Source organism: Vibrio sp. TRT 29B02, from assembly GCF_050113655.1.
In the GTDB taxonomy this organism is placed as follows: domain Bacteria; phylum Pseudomonadota; class Gammaproteobacteria; order Enterobacterales; family Vibrionaceae; genus Vibrio.
On sequence record NZ_JBNJOJ010000035.1, the window covers coordinates 21,716 to 38,410 of the forward strand.

17 protein-coding genes, 1 pseudogene and 1 riboswitch are annotated in these 16,695 nt (G+C 45.7%); of the genes and pseudogenes, 5 read left to right on the forward strand and 13 right to left on the reverse strand.

Features of this window, described 5'->3' with window-relative positions; translation table 11 throughout:
• Nucleotides 1-230: 230 nt before the first annotated feature.
• Nucleotides 231-1,304: an iron-sulfur cluster carrier protein ApbC gene (gene apbC, locus ACQEXT_RS18210; protein WP_138973595.1), complete on the reverse strand. Its 1,074-nt coding sequence runs from the start codon at nucleotides 1,302-1,304 to the stop codon at nucleotides 231-233.
• 157 nt (nucleotides 1,305-1,461) lie between these two features.
• Between apbC and metG the strand changes: the two genes are divergently transcribed.
• The 4 genes from metG (at nucleotide 1,462) to ACQEXT_RS18230 (ending at nucleotide 6,245) form a co-directional block, all read left to right on the forward strand.
• Nucleotides 1,462-3,537 carry a methionine--tRNA ligase gene (metG, locus tag ACQEXT_RS18215; RefSeq protein WP_138973596.1) on the forward strand — a complete coding sequence of 692 codons (2,076 nt, stop codon included), beginning with the start codon at nucleotides 1,462-1,464 and terminating at the stop codon, nucleotides 3,535-3,537.
• A gap of 199 nt (nucleotides 3,538-3,736) precedes the next feature.
• Nucleotides 3,737-4,549, forward strand: coding sequence for a hypothetical protein (locus ACQEXT_RS18220; RefSeq protein ID WP_426953127.1), 813 nt, complete (start codon nucleotides 3,737-3,739; stop codon nucleotides 4,547-4,549).
• A gap of 205 nt (nucleotides 4,550-4,754) precedes the next feature.
• The gene (locus ACQEXT_RS18225; protein ID WP_331417379.1) at nucleotides 4,755-4,958 is read left to right on the forward strand and encodes a hypothetical protein; all 204 of its coding nucleotides are present in this window, start codon (nucleotides 4,755-4,757) and stop codon (nucleotides 4,956-4,958) included.
• Between the two features lie 87 nt (nucleotides 4,959-5,045).
• Nucleotides 5,046-6,245, forward strand: coding sequence for a type III PLP-dependent enzyme (locus tag ACQEXT_RS18230; protein WP_426953128.1), 1,200 nt, complete (start codon nucleotides 5,046-5,048; stop codon nucleotides 6,243-6,245).
• A 95-nt stretch (nucleotides 6,246-6,340) separates the two neighbouring features.
• Here ACQEXT_RS18230 and udp read toward each other — a convergent pair whose 3' ends face one another.
• From udp to moaA, 10 genes and pseudogenes are all read right to left on the reverse strand, one after another.
• The gene (gene udp, locus ACQEXT_RS18235; RefSeq protein WP_045953819.1) at nucleotides 6,341-7,099 is read right to left on the reverse strand and encodes a uridine phosphorylase; all 759 of its coding nucleotides are present in this window, start codon (nucleotides 7,097-7,099) and stop codon (nucleotides 6,341-6,343) included.
• A 255-nt stretch (nucleotides 7,100-7,354) separates the two neighbouring features.
• Nucleotides 7,355-9,655, reverse strand: a complete 2,301-nt coding sequence (locus ACQEXT_RS18240) for a zinc/cadmium/mercury/lead-transporting ATPase (RefSeq protein ID WP_426953129.1) — start codon at nucleotides 9,653-9,655, stop codon at nucleotides 7,355-7,357.
• Nucleotides 9,656-9,712: 57 nt separating this feature from the next.
• Nucleotides 9,713-9,923 (reverse strand): annotated as a pseudogene (locus ACQEXT_RS18245) (MATE family efflux transporter); the annotation flags it as partial.
• Nucleotides 9,875-10,033 (reverse strand): hypothetical protein, encoded by a 159-nt coding sequence (locus ACQEXT_RS18250; protein WP_426953140.1) that lies wholly within the window; start codon nucleotides 10,031-10,033, stop codon nucleotides 9,875-9,877. The pseudogene ACQEXT_RS18245 and the gene ACQEXT_RS18250, both read right to left, overlap by 49 nt.
• Before the next feature lie 75 nt (nucleotides 10,034-10,108).
• The gene (locus tag ACQEXT_RS18255) at nucleotides 10,109-10,525 is read right to left on the reverse strand and encodes a CBS domain-containing protein (protein ID WP_138973601.1); all 417 of its coding nucleotides are present in this window, start codon (nucleotides 10,523-10,525) and stop codon (nucleotides 10,109-10,111) included.
• Between the two features lie 317 nt (nucleotides 10,526-10,842).
• Nucleotides 10,843-11,301 (reverse strand): molybdopterin synthase catalytic subunit MoaE, encoded by a 459-nt coding sequence (gene moaE / locus ACQEXT_RS18260; protein WP_138973602.1) that lies wholly within the window; start codon nucleotides 11,299-11,301, stop codon nucleotides 10,843-10,845.
• A gap of 2 nt (nucleotides 11,302-11,303) precedes the next feature.
• The gene (moaD, locus tag ACQEXT_RS18265; RefSeq protein WP_138973603.1) at nucleotides 11,304-11,549 is read right to left on the reverse strand and encodes a molybdopterin synthase sulfur carrier subunit; all 246 of its coding nucleotides are present in this window, start codon (nucleotides 11,547-11,549) and stop codon (nucleotides 11,304-11,306) included.
• Complete coding sequence (gene moaC / locus ACQEXT_RS18270) at nucleotides 11,546-12,025, reverse strand: cyclic pyranopterin monophosphate synthase MoaC (protein WP_331427593.1); 480 nt, start codon at nucleotides 12,023-12,025, stop codon at nucleotides 11,546-11,548. Before moaC ends, moaD begins: the two co-directional genes overlap by 4 nt.
• A 15-nt stretch (nucleotides 12,026-12,040) precedes the next feature.
• Entirely contained in the window at nucleotides 12,041-12,553 is a 513-nt protein-coding gene (gene moaB, locus ACQEXT_RS18275) for a molybdenum cofactor biosynthesis protein B (RefSeq protein WP_138973605.1), read from the reverse strand.
• A 76-nt stretch (nucleotides 12,554-12,629) separates the two neighbouring features.
• A complete protein-coding gene (gene moaA / locus ACQEXT_RS18280; RefSeq protein ID WP_426953130.1) occupies nucleotides 12,630-13,619 on the reverse strand; it encodes a GTP 3',8-cyclase MoaA in 990 nt (329 codons plus the stop codon).
• A riboswitch (molybdenum cofactor riboswitch) is annotated at nucleotides 13,608-13,744 on the reverse strand. It overlaps the preceding gene by 12 nt.
• Before the next feature lie 168 nt (nucleotides 13,745-13,912).
• On the opposite strand from moaA, the gene ACQEXT_RS18285 reads away from it, so the two are divergent.
• A complete protein-coding gene (locus tag ACQEXT_RS18285) occupies nucleotides 13,913-14,800 on the forward strand; it encodes a YvcK family protein (RefSeq protein WP_138973607.1) in 888 nt (295 codons plus the stop codon).
• Here the strand turns inward: ACQEXT_RS18285 and luxU are convergent.
• Entirely contained in the window at nucleotides 14,786-15,127 is a 342-nt protein-coding gene (gene luxU, locus ACQEXT_RS18290) for a quorum-sensing phosphorelay protein LuxU (protein ID WP_331417371.1), read from the reverse strand. The genes ACQEXT_RS18285 and luxU overlap by 15 nt on opposite strands.
• Nucleotides 15,127-16,521, reverse strand: a complete 1,395-nt coding sequence (luxO, locus tag ACQEXT_RS18295; RefSeq protein WP_331417370.1) for a quorum-sensing sigma-54 dependent transcriptional regulator LuxO — start codon at nucleotides 16,519-16,521, stop codon at nucleotides 15,127-15,129. The genes luxU and luxO overlap by 1 nt, the downstream gene beginning before the upstream one ends.
• Nucleotides 16,522-16,695 lie beyond the last annotated feature (174 nt).

Here is a 16,695-nt window from a genome sequence, read left to right on the forward strand (position 1 = left end):
AATTAGATTGGTGTCATATGCTAATACTAGCAGTGCTCATCGAACCGAGCTCTGTGTATTAGGACAAATTTAGATAAACCGCCTGATTATAGGGAGTTAAGAGGTGAGTTGCCAGTCGCTATTAAGCCGATTTACGTAAATGGAATAAAAGTTTTCAGCGCAATCGATTACACGGAATAAGAATTAAAAAGAGCGCTAAATGAACGCTCTTTTTTTGACCACACTACCGATTATTCGACCATGGTAAACAGTATTGAATCGGGTTTTGCTTTGCCCTGCCAGTACAATCTCGAGCTTACTGCTTCCGCCAAAGTGAGATATTGTCTTCCATGCTCAGACTCAGGTCGAGCAGCGACTGTCGGCTCGCCTCGGTCGATATCTTCTCGCATTTGAATGTGTAGAGGGATTTGAGCTAACAAGTCTAAGCCATACTCATTGGACATTTTTTCTGCACCACCAGCACCAAAGATGTGCTCTTTTTCGCCACAGTGACTACAGATGTGGTAACTCATGTTTTCGACAATGCCAACCACAGGAACGTCTACTTTTTGAAACATGGCTGCACCTTTACGCGCATCGGCCAACGCTAGGTCTTGCGGTGTCGTGACGATAACCGCCCCCGTGACTGGGACTTGCTGGGCAAGCGTTAACTGGATATCCCCCGTACCTGGCGGCATATCGATAACTAAGTAATCTAGCTCAGGCCATTCGGTTTCATTGAGAAGTTGAGCCAACGCTTTCGCCGCCATAGGGCCACGCCAAATAGCCGCTTCATCTTTTGAAACCAAGTAACCGATTGAATGTGTGTAAATACCATGGGCAACAATCGGCTGCATCCACTTGCCATCTCTAACTTCTGGCTGAGCCTCTGTCTGCCCTAGCATAAGAGGAACCGATGGGCCATAGATGTCTGCATCAAGCAATCCGACCTTTGCACCAGATTTTGACAGCGCAAGTGCAAGGTTTACCGATGTCGTCGATTTACCTACTCCACCTTTTGCTGACGTAACAGCAATAACATTTTTTACCCCTTTCACCTGTGAGGCCACGTGTGTTTCAAGGGCTTTTGGTGCAACAAGAATGTCATACGAAAACGACGCCACCTCACCTTTCGATTGAGCAGCCGCTATCCAGTCAGTCAGCTCCTCAACTAAACCGTTAGCTGCAAAAGGAATTTCTATCTTAAAGCCCGCCGCTTCGACACTAACGATCTTGGCTACTGACGCCCACTGTGGCGCTAAGCTTGAATGCTCAAATTGGTTTAACCAATCACAAAAATCTTGCTTTGAACTGAATTGACGCATAGGTCCTCCTTATGCATCTAATCGTAACACTCTGTCAGCCTAGACTGAACCATGAAAAAACTAGGGTATTCCTGTAACTGGTACCTTGGAGTCACTGGTTGGATAAGGTAGTATTACTCTCTATTTTTTTATACATCCTAAGAAGCGAATATTAAGTATGGCAAACGATCCAAGAACTCTTGATCCAAGGAAACTGCTGGTCACTTGTGCCCTTCCGTACGCTAACGGTTCGATTCACCTAGGTCACATGCTTGAGCACATTCAAGCTGACATCTGGGTTCGCTACCAACGCCTACGCGGCAACACTGTAAACTTCATCTGTGCTGACGATGCTCACGGCACGCCAATCATGCTAAAAGCACAACAGATGGGTATGACGCCAGAAGAGATGATCGCTGCAGTAAGTGAAGAGCACCAAAAAGACTTCGCTGGCTTCGATATTAGCTTTGATAACTACCACAGCACTCATTCAGAAGAGAACCGTGAGCTTGCATCTCACATCTATCTGGAACTGAAAAAAAATGGCTTTATCTCTAGCCGTACTATCTCTCAGCTTTTCGATCCTGAAAAAGAGATGTTCCTTCCAGACCGTTTCGTGAAAGGTACTTGCCCTAAGTGTAAATCAGAAGATCAATACGGCGACAACTGTGACAACTGTGGTGAGACATACAGCCCTACTGAACTGATTGATCCTAAATCAGCAGTATCTGGTGCAACACCTGTAATGAAAGATTCTGAACACTTCTTCTTCGACCTACCTCAGTTTGAAAGCATGCTACAAGAGTGGACTCGCTCTGGTTCGCTACAAGCTGAAACTGCAAACAAGATGCAAGAGTGGTTCGAATCTGGTCTTCAACAATGGGATATCTCGCGTGATGCGCCTTACTTTGGCTTCGAGATCCCAGGTGAGAAAGACAAATTCTTCTATGTTTGGCTAGACGCGCCTGTTGGCTACATGGCTTCATTCAAGAATCTATGTAACAAACGTGACGACCTAGACTTCGATGAGTACTGGAAAAAAGACAGCACGACCGAGCTATACCACTTCATCGGTAAAGACATCGTGTATTTCCACTCTCTATTCTGGCCAGCAATGCTAGAAGGCAGTGGTTTCCGTAAACCAAATAACGTATTCGTACACGGCTACGTAACGGTTAACGGTGCAAAAATGTCTAAGTCGAAAGGCACATTCATCAAGGCAGCGACTTACCTAGAGCACCTAGATCCTGAATGTCTGCGTTACTACTATGCAGCGAAACTCAACAGCCGTATCGACGATCTGGATCTTAACCTTGAAGACTTCACTCAACGCGTTAATGCTGACGTAGTTAATAAGATTGTGAACCTTGCTTCTCGTAACGCTGGCTTCATTTCTAAACGTTTTGAAGGCAAGCTATCGGCAAACTTCGCTGAACCTGAGCTATACAACGAGTTTGCGGCGGCGGCAGATCGTATCGCAGAACTTTACGAAACTCGTGAGTTTGGTCGTGCTATTCGTGAAATCACCGCACTAGCAGATAAAGCGAACCAGTATGTTGACGAGAAAGCACCGTGGGTAGTGGCGAAAGAAGAAGGTAAAGACCAAGAGCTACAAGACATCTGTTCTGTCGGTATTAACCTATTCCGCGTACTGATGACATACCTCAAGCCAGTGATGCCAGAACTTGCTGCGCGCACTGAAGCATTCCTGAACGAAGAACTGACTTGGGATGGCATTGCGACGCCACTGACCGCTCATGAAATCACGAAGTTCAAGGCACTATTCAACCGCATCGATCCTAAAAAAGTTGAAGATATGGTTGAAGCGTCTAAGCAAGATGCTGCCGCTGAAGTAGCAGCGAAAGAGAAAGCAGAAGCTGAAAAGAACCAAGCTAGCCAAACAGAACTCGACAAAGATCCAATCGCTGACGAGATTGAATTTGACGCTTTCGCTGCAGTGGATATGCGTATCGCACGTATTATCTCATGTGAAGAAGTGCCAAAAGCAGACAAGCTACTCAAGTTCCAGCTTGATATCGGCGGTGAAACTCGTCAGGTTTTCTCGGGCATTAAATCGGCTTACAAACCTGAAGAACTGGAAGGTAAGCTAACCGTAATGGTAGCAAACCTAAAACCTCGCAAAATGAAGTTTGGTATGTCTGAAGGTATGATCCTAGCCGCTGGCCCTGGTGGCAGCGAATTGTGGATCCTTGAACCACACGAAGGCGCTCAGCCTGGCATGCGCGTCATGTAAACTGAATAAATCGTCTAACTCAGAGCCCTACTCATCGAGTGGGGCTTTTTTATGTCCCTCACATTATCAGTGCTTTATGCACCAAATCGGTTCAAAATAATTCAACAACAAAATTTAAGTGATTGAATTTTAAGAAAATTAGAATTGGCACCATATCTGCTCTACCACTTTGTAGGTAAACATTAACAAGGAGTAAGTTATGTTTGTGCTTTTTTCACTAATCTTGTCCCTGGCGATTCTTGCAACCCTATTTCACCATTCAAAGAAACGTCATTCCGGTCTTGAACGAAAATTCGAGATTTTAGTTCTGCTGCGCCAACTGTTGCTGCTTAGCCGACAACATAGAGCCATCACACATCAAGCATTGACTAGCCAAGATTTTGAGCGCCAACAAAACACACTGGCGGGCATTTTCGATTCGATGATGGACCACTCCAATACACTTATCGCTACAGCCCAGTTCGAAAACAAGCCAATGTATCGAATTCTGCAATTAAAGCTCAAATCTCTGCACCAAGAGTGGCAACACCGAACAGTGGCACGGAATCAGATTATTCACGGCAAAACCATTCGCCACTGTATGTTTTTAATGGATGAAATCGCGATTGCATGGCTGATTGAATCTGGCCGAGAAGACATTAGTGACGAATATCATATGAACTGGCAGCAGGTACTCGATAGTATGGAGACGCTCACCCAACTAAGAATATCAATTCAGGATCTTGACCACCCTGAAGGTATGATGCGAGTGAAATACTACTGCGATAAAACTCGACGCAAACTGAGCCAACTTTCATTGATTAGCCCACTTTCTGTTGCGTCACCGTTGAGCTCCAAGGCAATGCACACACTGACAGAACTCAATGCCAATGATGCACTAGAGATGACCAGTGACGAGCTGTACCAACTAACCACTGACATATCCTTGGTTATCTCGCAAGTGTATGACCAAATGTTGTCTGACATGACTGAAAGTCTCTATCTGCCGTTACCTAAAATCGCATTTAGTTAACGCCAAGTGCTAAGCCGTCAACACGACACTCAACAATGGGTAGCAAGCACGCTACCCATTTCTATTTCTTGAGTATTTCTTGAGAGGACAGACGCCTCAAGACTTGTCGTAAGGCCAATAAACAGATTAATGGTATCCCATATCGTCTTATGGACCACATCGAACTTATCGCCATTAGTGCCCATTAGTGGAGGGAGTACCCTTTTTGGAGAGCATTTGTGGAGAAGAGTTGCTTGCAAAACAAACATTCCCTGTCGTAACAACAAAAATTATTCACTTTCTTTTGTTCATCCAGCTATTGATTGCAAAGATTGATGCTTTTACTATCACTTTGCTTCTTGATGATAGCCAATCCGAGTACATCACAGCAGATTTGTGGCAAGGCGATAGAGCAACTATCCAAGAGTGACTTTGACTGCGCTTTGCGCATTTTTTGACGCTCCATGTTTCTTTGTCATCACATTGAAACATGCCTATAACTTGTTGGAGACTGGCTATGGCTGCTGCTCACTCTGTTTTAGATTTTCAATCTTATTCTGCTGGTGCTCTATCTGCACCAGAATCTCAACTTATTCAATCCTCGGTAGAGCAATTTGGCGCACCACTGCTGCTGCTAGATTGTGATATTGTTCGCCAACAATATCGTGCCCTAAGCAACGCACTACCTAATGTCACTTTGCATTTTGCGCTTAAGCCACTGCCACACCCAGCTGTTGTACAGACACTATTGGCTGAAGGAGCCAGTTTTGACTTAGCAACCAGTGGTGAAGTTGACCTAGTGGCAGAGCAAGGTGTACCAGCAGAGCGTACTATCCATACTCACCCAATCAAGCGTGACCGTGATATTCGTGACGCACTGGCGTATGGTTGCCGTGTTTTTGTTGTCGACAACATTAACGAGTTAGAAAAATTCATCGCCTACCGTGACGAAGTGGAATTGCTCGTGCGCCTGAGCTTTCGTAACTCAGAAGCATTCGCGGATCTTTCGAAGAAGTTTGGCTGTACTCCTCAACAAGCGCTAGAGCTAATTGCGCAAGCTCAAGAGTGGAATATTCGTATTAAGGGGCTCTCGTTCCACGTTGGGTCACAAACCATGAATCCACAGAAATACGTTGACGCAATCGACACCTGTAAGCACCTCATGGAGCAAGTTGTTGAGCATGGTTTACCTGCGTTAAGTACTCTTGACATCGGTGGCGGATTCCCTGTGAGTTATAACACTCAGGTAATGCCGATTGAACTGTTTTGCCAGCCGATCAATGCGGCTTTAAACCAGCTACCAGAAACGGTTCAGGTTATTGCCGAACCAGGGCGCTTTATTGTTGCTCAAGCGATGACGGGTGTTGCATCAGTGATGGGACAAGCAGAGCGTGATGGACAGATTTGGTACTACCTAGATGATGGTATCTACGGTTCATTCAGTGGTTTGATGTTTGATGATGCTAAATACCCTCTCACGACGATAAAACAGGATGGAGAGTGGCTACCGAGTATTCTTGCTGGCCCTACATGCGATAGCATTGATGTGATTGCGGAAAACATCATGCTGCCAAAACTGAGCAATGGTGACTTAATTGTCAGCCGCATGATGGGCGCTTACACGAGTGCCACAGCAACTGACTTTAACTTCTTCAAGCGTGCACAAACCATTCTGCTCAATGAAGAAGCAACCGAGCAAGCTCGCTTGCTTGGTTAAAAACAAACAAATCCGGCGCGTAACCGATAATCCGAAATAAATAAAAAGGCCCTGCGTATCAACGCAGGGCCTTATCTATTCAGTCACTGTAATCTTTACAGCATCTTACGTGCAGCTTCAACTACCACTTTGATTGAACGAGCTTCTGTCTCTTTTAGAGTTGAATGATCCGGGATTTCTTTCTGAGTACGGTTGATGATTACACCCGCTACACAGCCAGCTTTAAGACCAGAACTTGCACACATAGTAAGAAGTGTTGCAGATTCCATTTCAAAGTTGAGAACGCCCATCTCTTGCCACTCTTTCATAGAGCCTTGGAAGCGCTTAACAACACGACCAGAGAAAGTATCGTAACGCTCTTGGCCTGGGTAGAATGTGTCGCTTGATGCCGTTACGCCCATATGAACCGTAGCGCCACTTTCTTCAACCGCTGCTTTCATTGCTGTCGCAACTTCAAAGTCTGCTACCGCTGGAAATTCCATTGGAGCAAAGTGCAAACTTGCACCATCAAGACGAACAGAACCTGTAGAGACAATCATGTCACCCACGTTAACGTGTGGTTGAATTGCACCAGTCGTGCCTACGCGTAGGAAGGTACGAACGCCAAGTTGCGCTAATTCTTCAACTGCAATAGAAGTAGAAGGGCCACCAATACCAGTTGAACATACGACAACAGGCTTGCCATCAAGCTCAGCACGGTAAAGTGTGTATTCACGGTGGCTAGCAAGGAAAACTGGGTTCTCCATTTCTTCTGCAATTTTTTGAACGCGTGCTGGGTCACCAGGAATGATCGCTAATGTTGCGCCAGCGAGATCAGATTCAGTAACACCAAGGTGGAATACAGCTTGAGACATAGGGGACTCCTTATTGTGGCGAAATTTGGTTGATTAAATTTTACCATTCGCTCTATAAATTCATCGGGTACAGAACATACTGTAACCAACTACCAAGAGCTTTATAGTGACACCGATCACAACAATGATCGCAACAAAAATGAACATTGCAAACAAAATCGTTTTCGATCACAATTTTTAGCAAATCCAATTTGTCAGTTGCATAAAAAATAGCCCTTACATCATAAATGTAAGGGCTATTTATTGTTCTATCCACTAATCGAGTTGGGACTTAAACTTTAACAGTCGCAACGCATTGAGTGTCACTATCGCTGTCGCGCCACTATCAGCCAGTACCGCCACCCACAAACCCGTTAAGCCGAGCAAGCTGGTAATAAGGAAGACACCTTTCAAACCGAGTGCCAAAGCGATATTTTGACGAATTATGCCTAACGTTGATCTCGATAACTCAATCATTCCAGCAAGCTCAGTCAAGCGGTTATGAGTCAAAGCTGCATCGGCCGTTTCTAGTGCTACATCAGTACCACCCCCCATGGCAATACCAATACTTGACGCTTTCATCGCAGGAGCATCGTTAATACCGTCTCCAACCATAGCGACATTATCGACCGCCGATAGCTGTTCAACGTAACTCACCTTATCTTGTGGCAGCAGACCAGCCTGGTAGTCAATACCGATCATTGAGCTAATAGCCCGTGCACTGCGAGGGTTGTCACCCGTCAACATGATAGAGCGAACACCCAATTTTTGTAACGCTTTAACCGCTTGTGCCGAATCATCTCGCAAGGTATCTTGCCACGCAATTACCCCCATTACTCTTGCTTGATTTTCAATCGCGACCACAACGGTTTTACCTTGCTGCTCTAACCCTTCAATCTGCGTCAGCCAATTTTCACTAAGTGGAAGAGTCACTTTACTTGGTGCTGTAACCTGATATTCAACATTATCAACGACACCTCGAACACCACTGCCAACCAAAGCTTGCTTATCTTTGGCTTCAGGAATGTCAATGCCCATGAGTTTGGCTTTGTTCACTAGAGACACCGCCAATGGATGACTTGAGCCGACTTCAATAGCAGCAATTTTCTCCATTAAGGTCATTTCGGTCCATTCACCAAAGGCAATAAGATCGGTCACTTCTGGTTTACCTTTGGTTAAGGTACCCGTTTTATCGAAGGCGACTGTGTCGATTTTTCCAAGCTGCTCTAAGGCTGCCCCACCTTTGATCAACGCCCCACGCCTTGCTGCCGCCGCAAGCCCAGACGTAATCGCTGCCGGTGTAGATATAACCAAAGCACAGGGACAGGCAATAAGCAGTAATGCCAAACCTCGATAGACCCAAGTTTCCCAAGGTTGAGCAAACAGAAGCGGAGGCGTGATGATGACAAGTAGTGACACCAACATCATCAAAGGGGTATACCAACGACTGAACTTATCCAAGAAACGTTCTAATGGTGCTTTACGCGATTCCGCCTCTTCGATGAGGTGGAGAATACGATCAATAGCGTTTTCACCCTGTTTGGAGGTAATGGTCAGTCGAACAACTTTATCCACGACAACCGCGCCAGCCATGACAGATTCATCTTGGTATCGTTCAACAGGCACAGATTCGCCTGTTAAAGCACTTTCATCGAAGCTAGCGACCTCTGCCAGTAACTTGCCATCAGCAGGAAGACGGGAACCGGGTGACACTTCAATCACATCGCCAGGAAGCAACTGACTTGCTGATACCTCAACACGTTTACCATCGATGATTTGGATTGCATTTTCAGGAACTAGCTCCATCAATGCCTGCACACCACTTCGTGCCCTTGAGGCAGCAAACGCTTCTAACCGCTCGCCAATGAGAAACAAGAGTAATACCATCGCCGCTTCGATAGTCTCCCCCAAATAGAGAGCACCAAGTGCCGCAACGCTCATCAGGGTTTCAATAGCGAAAGGGGTACCCGAACGAGCAAGGGCGATCGCCTTTTTACTGATTGGATAAAGACCTGCAAGACAGGTGAAGATAAACATCCACTCACTGATGAGCGGAAATGAGGGGCTGATGAGTGCTGCGACCGCCATAGCAGAGGCTATCGCAATGATTTGACTGTTCTGAATAAATACCGACTTCCAGCCCTGTGAACGTTTTTTGTCTTCACGCGTGCTAGCGCTAGAAAATGTAAATCCGCTATCAATGACGGCTTGCTCAACTAACTGAATGACACTAGCGCTATCGGTTTTAATGATGAGCTTTTCGGTCGCAAACAGTACCTTGGCTTCAGCAACACCACTTACTCGGTTTACTGCGGTCTCAATTTTTCTTGCGCAAGATGGACAGTCCATCCCTTCAATTATCCAGCTTTGAGTAAAACGTGTCGAAAGACTGGGCTCACCCTCATCTTCACTAGGGTCTGAGCCGCTGCTACAACTGTTCGAGCTGCAACAGCCCGCTTCTGTAGTTTCGACACCGGCCATTTTAATTGACGAAATATTTGGGCTAGCGCAAGAACCAGATTGGCTTGGAACTGGTGCCATTTTGGTTGATTGGCATGCTTTGTGTTTTGTGCACATATGTTTATCTCCGTTCACTGTACACTCGAAGTGTAAACCTTAGAGCTAGCTCCAAGGTCAACCTTTTTCTCGATTTTGTTGTGTAACATCTGTGGTTGCGGCAACATCATCAATGAGCACAGCATCATGACTACAGAAAGGTTGACTGTTCACACTGGTAATAGCGGGATCAGAGGTCGCATGTTCAAGACACGCCCAGCGCGCCAAACCACATTGCCCCTAAGTGGACAAAGGGCAGCGTCCCCAACGTTGCTTTACCAAGATTGAGAAAAACAGCACAGTAAATTGAGCGAAAACGGACGCCTGCGCCGGCCCCGACATCACGAGTATGTGACGCATGGTTGACCCCTGAACAAACTTAGCACTCTGATCGGACATACGCTTCCCTTTTGAGCTTGATGAAAATAATAAGAGGTGCTCGTGGCACCTCTTATTATTTTCATGTTCTAACTGTTATACAGGATGTTTAAAGCAATCCTCAATATTTTTGCCTATCGCTCTGAGCACATCTCGTCGCGTAATGATGCCGACCAGTTTACCCGCGTCAATGACAGGATAGACTTTCGGACGCCCTACCTTCATCATCTCTGCCAACTCAATAATCGATGTATCAGACGTAACGGATAGCACTTCGCGATGCATACAATCTGCAACAATGTGACTGTCCTGACAGTAGTAACTCACATTAATGAGTTTATCGAGTAGATCTTGCCCAGAAAGAAAACCGATGACCTCTTTCTGCTCGTTAATAACTGGACCACCTAGATAGCGTGAATTCATTACCTTGTCGAGAGCGGCCGTCAATGACATCTCTGGGGTAAAGGTTACCGCTTGCAGGGTCATGTAGTCTTTTACTTTTAATGATTCCATCTGTGTCTCCTTGCGTGCAAGCTTTGCTGTATATTGTAATTGTTGTCTAATTTCTTGATTTTACTAAATGGAAATCAACAATTTTTGCAATAGGCTACGTCTATTAAACCTCACGCCACCACTTACAATGCTTCTGAACATCCGTATTCGCTCGCCATCCGCCTATCAAATGCCCTGCAAATGACATGCTATGACTAGAAAATATTTAATCCAACAACCACAGTTTCAGATCTTGCCAGAGAGACTCTTTCGCTGTTGTAATAAACAATAAAAAAGCTTCCCTAAGGAAGCTTTCATTCTCGCAACTCGCTCTGTCACTATTTCTGCTGCCAGCGTTCAGCAGCTTTGGCGTCAGAGTCTCTTGACTCGACCCAACGCGTGGTATCTGTGGTGCGTTCTTTTTTCCAAAAGGGGGCTTTGGTTTTAAGATAATCCATCACAAACTCACACGCATCGAAGGCCGCGCCACGGTGCGCGCTCGACACACCAACAAACACGATTTGATCACCGATATCCAAATCTCCAACACGGTGAATGACTCGGATATTTAAAAGTGGCCAACGTCGCTCTGCTTCATCACAGATTTCACCTAGTGCCTTTTCAGTCATACCAGGATAATGCTCGAGCGATAAGCCAGTAACATTATCGCCAAGGTTTATATCACGAACCTTACCAACAAACGTCACCACAGCACCTGCTGAAGTACCATCCGATAACGCCTGATATTCATCACTGAGAGAAAAATCTTCAAACTGAACCGATACACGACTGTCCATGTTTATCCCCCAGTAACTGGCGGGAAGAACGCCACTTCGTCACCAGATTGAATCGGATGATCCAAAGGTACAATCGATTGATTAACCGCGGCCAGCAGTTTACCCGGCTCCAGAGCTAAGTCCCACTTACCTTCTTGCTGAACGAGATGCGCGCGAATAGCTTCAACAGTAGCAAAGTCACCCTCTAGCTCGAGTTCATCCTTGCCAACAAGTTCACGCGTCTGTGCAAAAAAAAGAACTTTAATCATTGTTCCACCTTAAAGTGACCCGATTTGCCACCTGTTTTTTCCAGCAAGCGAACCTGTCCAATGACCATGTCTTTCTGTACCGCTTTACACATGTCGTAAATAGTCAGTGCCGCGACCGATGCAGCAGTCAACGCTTCCATCTCAACGCCAGTTTTGCCTGACAACTTACATACAGATTCAATTCGTACCATATTTTCTGCTTCAATCGCTTCTAGCTGTACTTCAACCTTAGAAAGCAATAGAGGGTGGCACAGTGGAATCAGATCCCACGTTTTCTTCGCGGCTTGAATCCCTGCGATTCGCGCCGTAGCAAATACATCACCTTTATGATGCTGACCAGAGACAATCAGCTCTAGAGTTTCAGCGGCCATGTGGACAAAAGCTTCTGCACGAGCTTCACGCACTGTTTCTGCCTTAGCCGATACATCAACCATGTTTGCTTCACCGGAAGCGTTAATATGAGTCAACTCGCTCATTGTTCGCTCCAAAAATTATACCGATAGGTGAGGCATAAAGTTACAAGGACGGTGGCTAGCGTCTAGCTGCTGCTTGATGATCTTAGTCCAACCCGTGCGGCAAGCGCCTGTCGAACCAGGCATCGCAAAAATAACCGTGTGGTTAGCAAAACCGGCGATCGCGCGTGATTGAATGGTTGACGTGCCAATCTCTTCGTATGAAACCATACGGAACAATTCACCAAAACCTTCAACTTCTTTGTCGAATAATGGCTTCAGTGCTTCTGGCGTACTGTCACGAGAAGTAAAGCCTGTACCACCAGTAATCATAATCGCTTGAACATTTTCATCCGCAATCCACTGTGAAACGATAGCGCGGATTTTGTACATATCATCGATAACAATCTGCTTATCAACCACGTTATGACCTGCTTCTTTAGCGTTTTCAACTAAGAAGCCGCCTGACGTATCGTTTTCTTCAGTACGAGTATCCGAAACGGTTAAAACTGCGATGTTTGCTGGTTGGAATTTGCTTTCTGCGTGACCCATTTGTTCACCTTTATTTTTCAAAGTAATGTTCGCACCCTGCTGTCACTGAAGTGCGTTATATGTTTGTTGACGTGTATTAGCCGCCAATTGAGGCCAAGTGCGGGGTCATACCTGAATTTCCATCGTGAAGGAAGTGGCTGACCGACTTGGTTTGCAGCTGTGCTTGGATTCGTTCAATTAGCTCGGTTTCTTGCGTATCTTGCTGAAGTAAGTCGCGTAACTCGATGCCATGATCACCAAATAGGCACAAGTGAAGCTTACCCGTTGCCGATACTCGCAAACGATTACAGCTTTCACAGAAGTCTTTTTCATACGGCATAATCAAGCCGATTTCGCCTTGGTAATCAGGGTGGACAAAGACTTGCGCCGGACCGTCGTTTTTATCACGGACTTTAAGTAACCAACCATTTGCAATCAGTTGATTACGAATCGCAACGCCTGAAACATGGTGGCGCTTAAATAATTCATCCATTTCACCGGTTTTCATTAATTCGATAAAACGTAATTGAATCGGTCTGTCTTTAATCCAGTTTAGAAAGGCAGGTAACTCGTGAGCATTGAGATCTTTCATCAACACAACATTTACTTTGACCTGCTCGTAGCCCACTTCAAACGCACGATCAATTCCTGCCATAACCTGAGTGAACTTGTTCTCACCGGTGATCTGATGAAACATGCGAGGATCTAAGCTATCAACACTCACATTGACGTGAGTAAGACCAGCTTGCTTCCACTCAGCGACCTGCTTCTCCATACGATAGCCATTGGTCGTAGTTGCAACTTTTTGAATACCGTCAGTCGAGGCGATGGTATGAATTATGTCGGTGAAATCTTTGCGTAAGCTCGGCTCACCACCAGTGATACGAACTTTTGACGTGCCACAATCAGCAAACGCGCGTACGACACGCTTAATCTCTGGTAAGGCTAGAAAAGACGAGTTTTTTTGCCCGGAAGGTTGATAACCATCAGGCAGGCAGTATGTGCATTTAAAGTTACAGACATCTGTAACAGAAAGACGCAAGTAGTAAAACTTGCGATGAAATCTATCTTCGAATTGTTGCGCCACGGAACACCTTTCCAAACACGGGAGGCATAATCATTTCCAATTATGCCCTTGTGACAACGCGTCACTGGCTCAAAACGCTTATTCAGTATGAACTTAGCTTTGTGAGCTCGGAGTTATGGCAACTACCCCTATATTGGGTAGTAGCTTTACATTAAAATACTTAATAATTGTACGTGATTCTACCCTCTAAACGAAAAAATCATGCTTAGAGCCCAAATTACCTATTATTGAGTATTTGATGTTAATGCAATAATCTAAATTGTAGTTGGTTATGAATAAAATAGAAGCTCAGCATGACAGTTTACGCTAGCAAGAAAGTCGTCGCAGTCGGTGGAGGCCATGGCCTTGGTCGCATGCTTGCGGCGCTAAAAGATTTTGGCAGCAACGCCACGGGTATCGTTGCAACCACAGATAATGGTGGTTCGACAGGACGGATCCGCCATTGTCAGGGAGGAATAGCTTGGGGAGATACACGTAACTGTATCAACCAGTTGATTACCGATCCTTCCATCAGTTCAATGATGTTTGAATATCGATTTAAAGGCGCGGGCGAACTCGATGGCCATAATCTCGGCAACCTGATGCTAACGGCACTTGACAACCTTTCCGTTCGTCCATTAGACGCCACAAATCTTATACGCAATATGCTGAAAGTCGATGTGAATATCATTCCTATGTCGGAACATCCTTCAGATCTAAAGGCATTGGCACCGAACGGTCGCTGGGTGACCGGAGAAACCAGTGTTGACGAGATGCCGGATAAACTTCTCAGGCTGGATTTGGAACCCGAAGTGCCCGCCACAAAAGAAGGTGTTATCGCACTAGAACAGGCCGATGCTATTATTCTCGGCCCAGGTAGCTTTTTGACCAGTATCATGCCGCCATTACTGCTGCCGGAGATTGGTCGTGCTATTGCCAATAACCGTAAGGCAAAATTGGTCTTCGTAGAAAACCTCTCTGCCGAACACGGCCCTGCAGGAAAAATGACACTTCAAGAGAAGCTCGAATGGTGTGAGCGCTCATGCCAAGGTCGACGAATTGACGTAGTGCTGGGTGAAGAGCCTCATCCAGAACTTGAAGAGTGGAACTGCGTCACGACGCCGTTAGCATCACCAAACCGTGATTGGCGCCATGATCGAAGCAAACTCCAGCAAGCAATAGAGTACTTACTGTGTGAGTAATTGTTGGTATCTCTGCTCAGTTTGATTGAGCAGAGATAGCATTTTGTCTTTGTGATCAGCAAGCTCAAGCGTCGCGCCCGTCTTTCCTCGCGCATCAAGTTCAATCGAGTAAGCACACAACGCTTCTGCCCCAAAACTTGCGGCGCTGCTCTTTAAAGCGTGGCTGATTTCCTTGAGATACGCCTGCTGCCCTTCTCCTTCTTGTTGAGATAAGGTCTCAATATACATAGCAAGCTCGTTCAAAAATATCTCTAGCAACACTGGCACGTTTTCAGGGCCAATCTCACTCGCCAGCCTGTCAATCTTACTTTGGTTCAAAATATCCACTATTGCACTTCCTTCGCGTTCCAAGCCTGTAGCTTACGGTAGATAGTCGACGGACTGACATCTAAATAACCAGCGGCTTTGGGAATATTGCCATCACACGCTTTAATGGCTTGCTCTATCGCATTTTTCTCGGTTAACCATAGAGGGAAGATATCTTGTACCGAGACCGTTTCGCTTTGCGCTAATGGGACTCTAATCTCATTGGTCGCAGGCTTATTCAACGGTGGTGGCAACATCTCTAACAATATTTCCCTGCCGTTGTTGAGCACTACAACGTTGCGCAATACGTTCTGTAACTGACGCACGTTACCAGGCCATTCGTAGCGAGCAAAACGTTCAACAACATCCGGTGCTAACCGGACAAAATCTTTCCCCTCTTCCTTAGACATAAAGCCCAATAGAGAGTACGCAATCTCAATGATATCATCACCACGTTCTCTCAAAGGAGGTAGATGAAGTGGGATAACGTAGAGGCGGTAGTACAAGTCTTCGCGAAAACGCCCTTCCTCCACCTCTTTCCAAGGGTCGCGGTTCGTTGCGCATACAAAACGTACATCGACACTTTTCATCTTAGAAGATCCGACCTTTTGGAAGGTACCTGTCTGGATGAATCTCAACAGTTTCGTTTGCAACTCTAGATCCATCTCACACAACTCATCGAGGAATAGCGTACCTCCATCTGCCAACTCAGCCGCACCTTGTCGGTCAGTCGCAGCACCAGTAAATGCCCCTTTAACATGACCAAACAACTCACTTTCAATCAGATCTTTCGGAATTGCAGCACAGTTAATCGCTATAAAAGGTTTATCCCCACGTTTGCTTGTCGCGTGAATCGCTTCTGCACACACTTCTTTACCGGTGCCACTTTCGCCAGTAATAAAGATGCTCGCCTTACTCGCCGCTGCGGAATCTATGGTTCGATAGACCGCTTGCATGGTTTGGCTACTGCCAATAAAACCTTGATAACCTTGGCTTGAAAGACTGTCACCTTCGTTCTTTAACTTATTCGCTTTACGTAAAGCATTGTTCACGGTGACACGCAAACGGTCCGCTTCACAGGGCTTAATCAAAAAATCCTGAGCGCCATGGCGCATTGCTTCAACCGCAGTATCAATTGAACCGTGTGCAGTCATAAAGATAACTGGAACATCTGGGTTCTTCTCTTTGACCGCATGAAGTACATCCATGCCCGTCATATCAGGCAAACGTAGGTCAAGAAGGATCAAATCAGGGGTTCGAAAGTTGAGACTTTCGATAGCATCACGCCCAGTGCCGACGATGTTGATGTCGATCTGAAGTGGAGTAAGATATGAGCGGTAGAGTGCGGCGACGGAAGCCGTATCCTCTACCATAAGCAGATATTTTGATTTTTGTGTTTGAGTATTATGTTGCATAACCTAGCCATGGTTTGTTTGCATCTTGTACAATCATTGCATTGCGCTTTGCAATTTGCAATTCAAATACCCAAAAATGACCTATTTGAGTGAAATATGGCTCATTATGACCGCAAAAATTTTGGCACACTATATGCTATCAATTTCAATGACCCTAACGGGTCACCTAGCCAA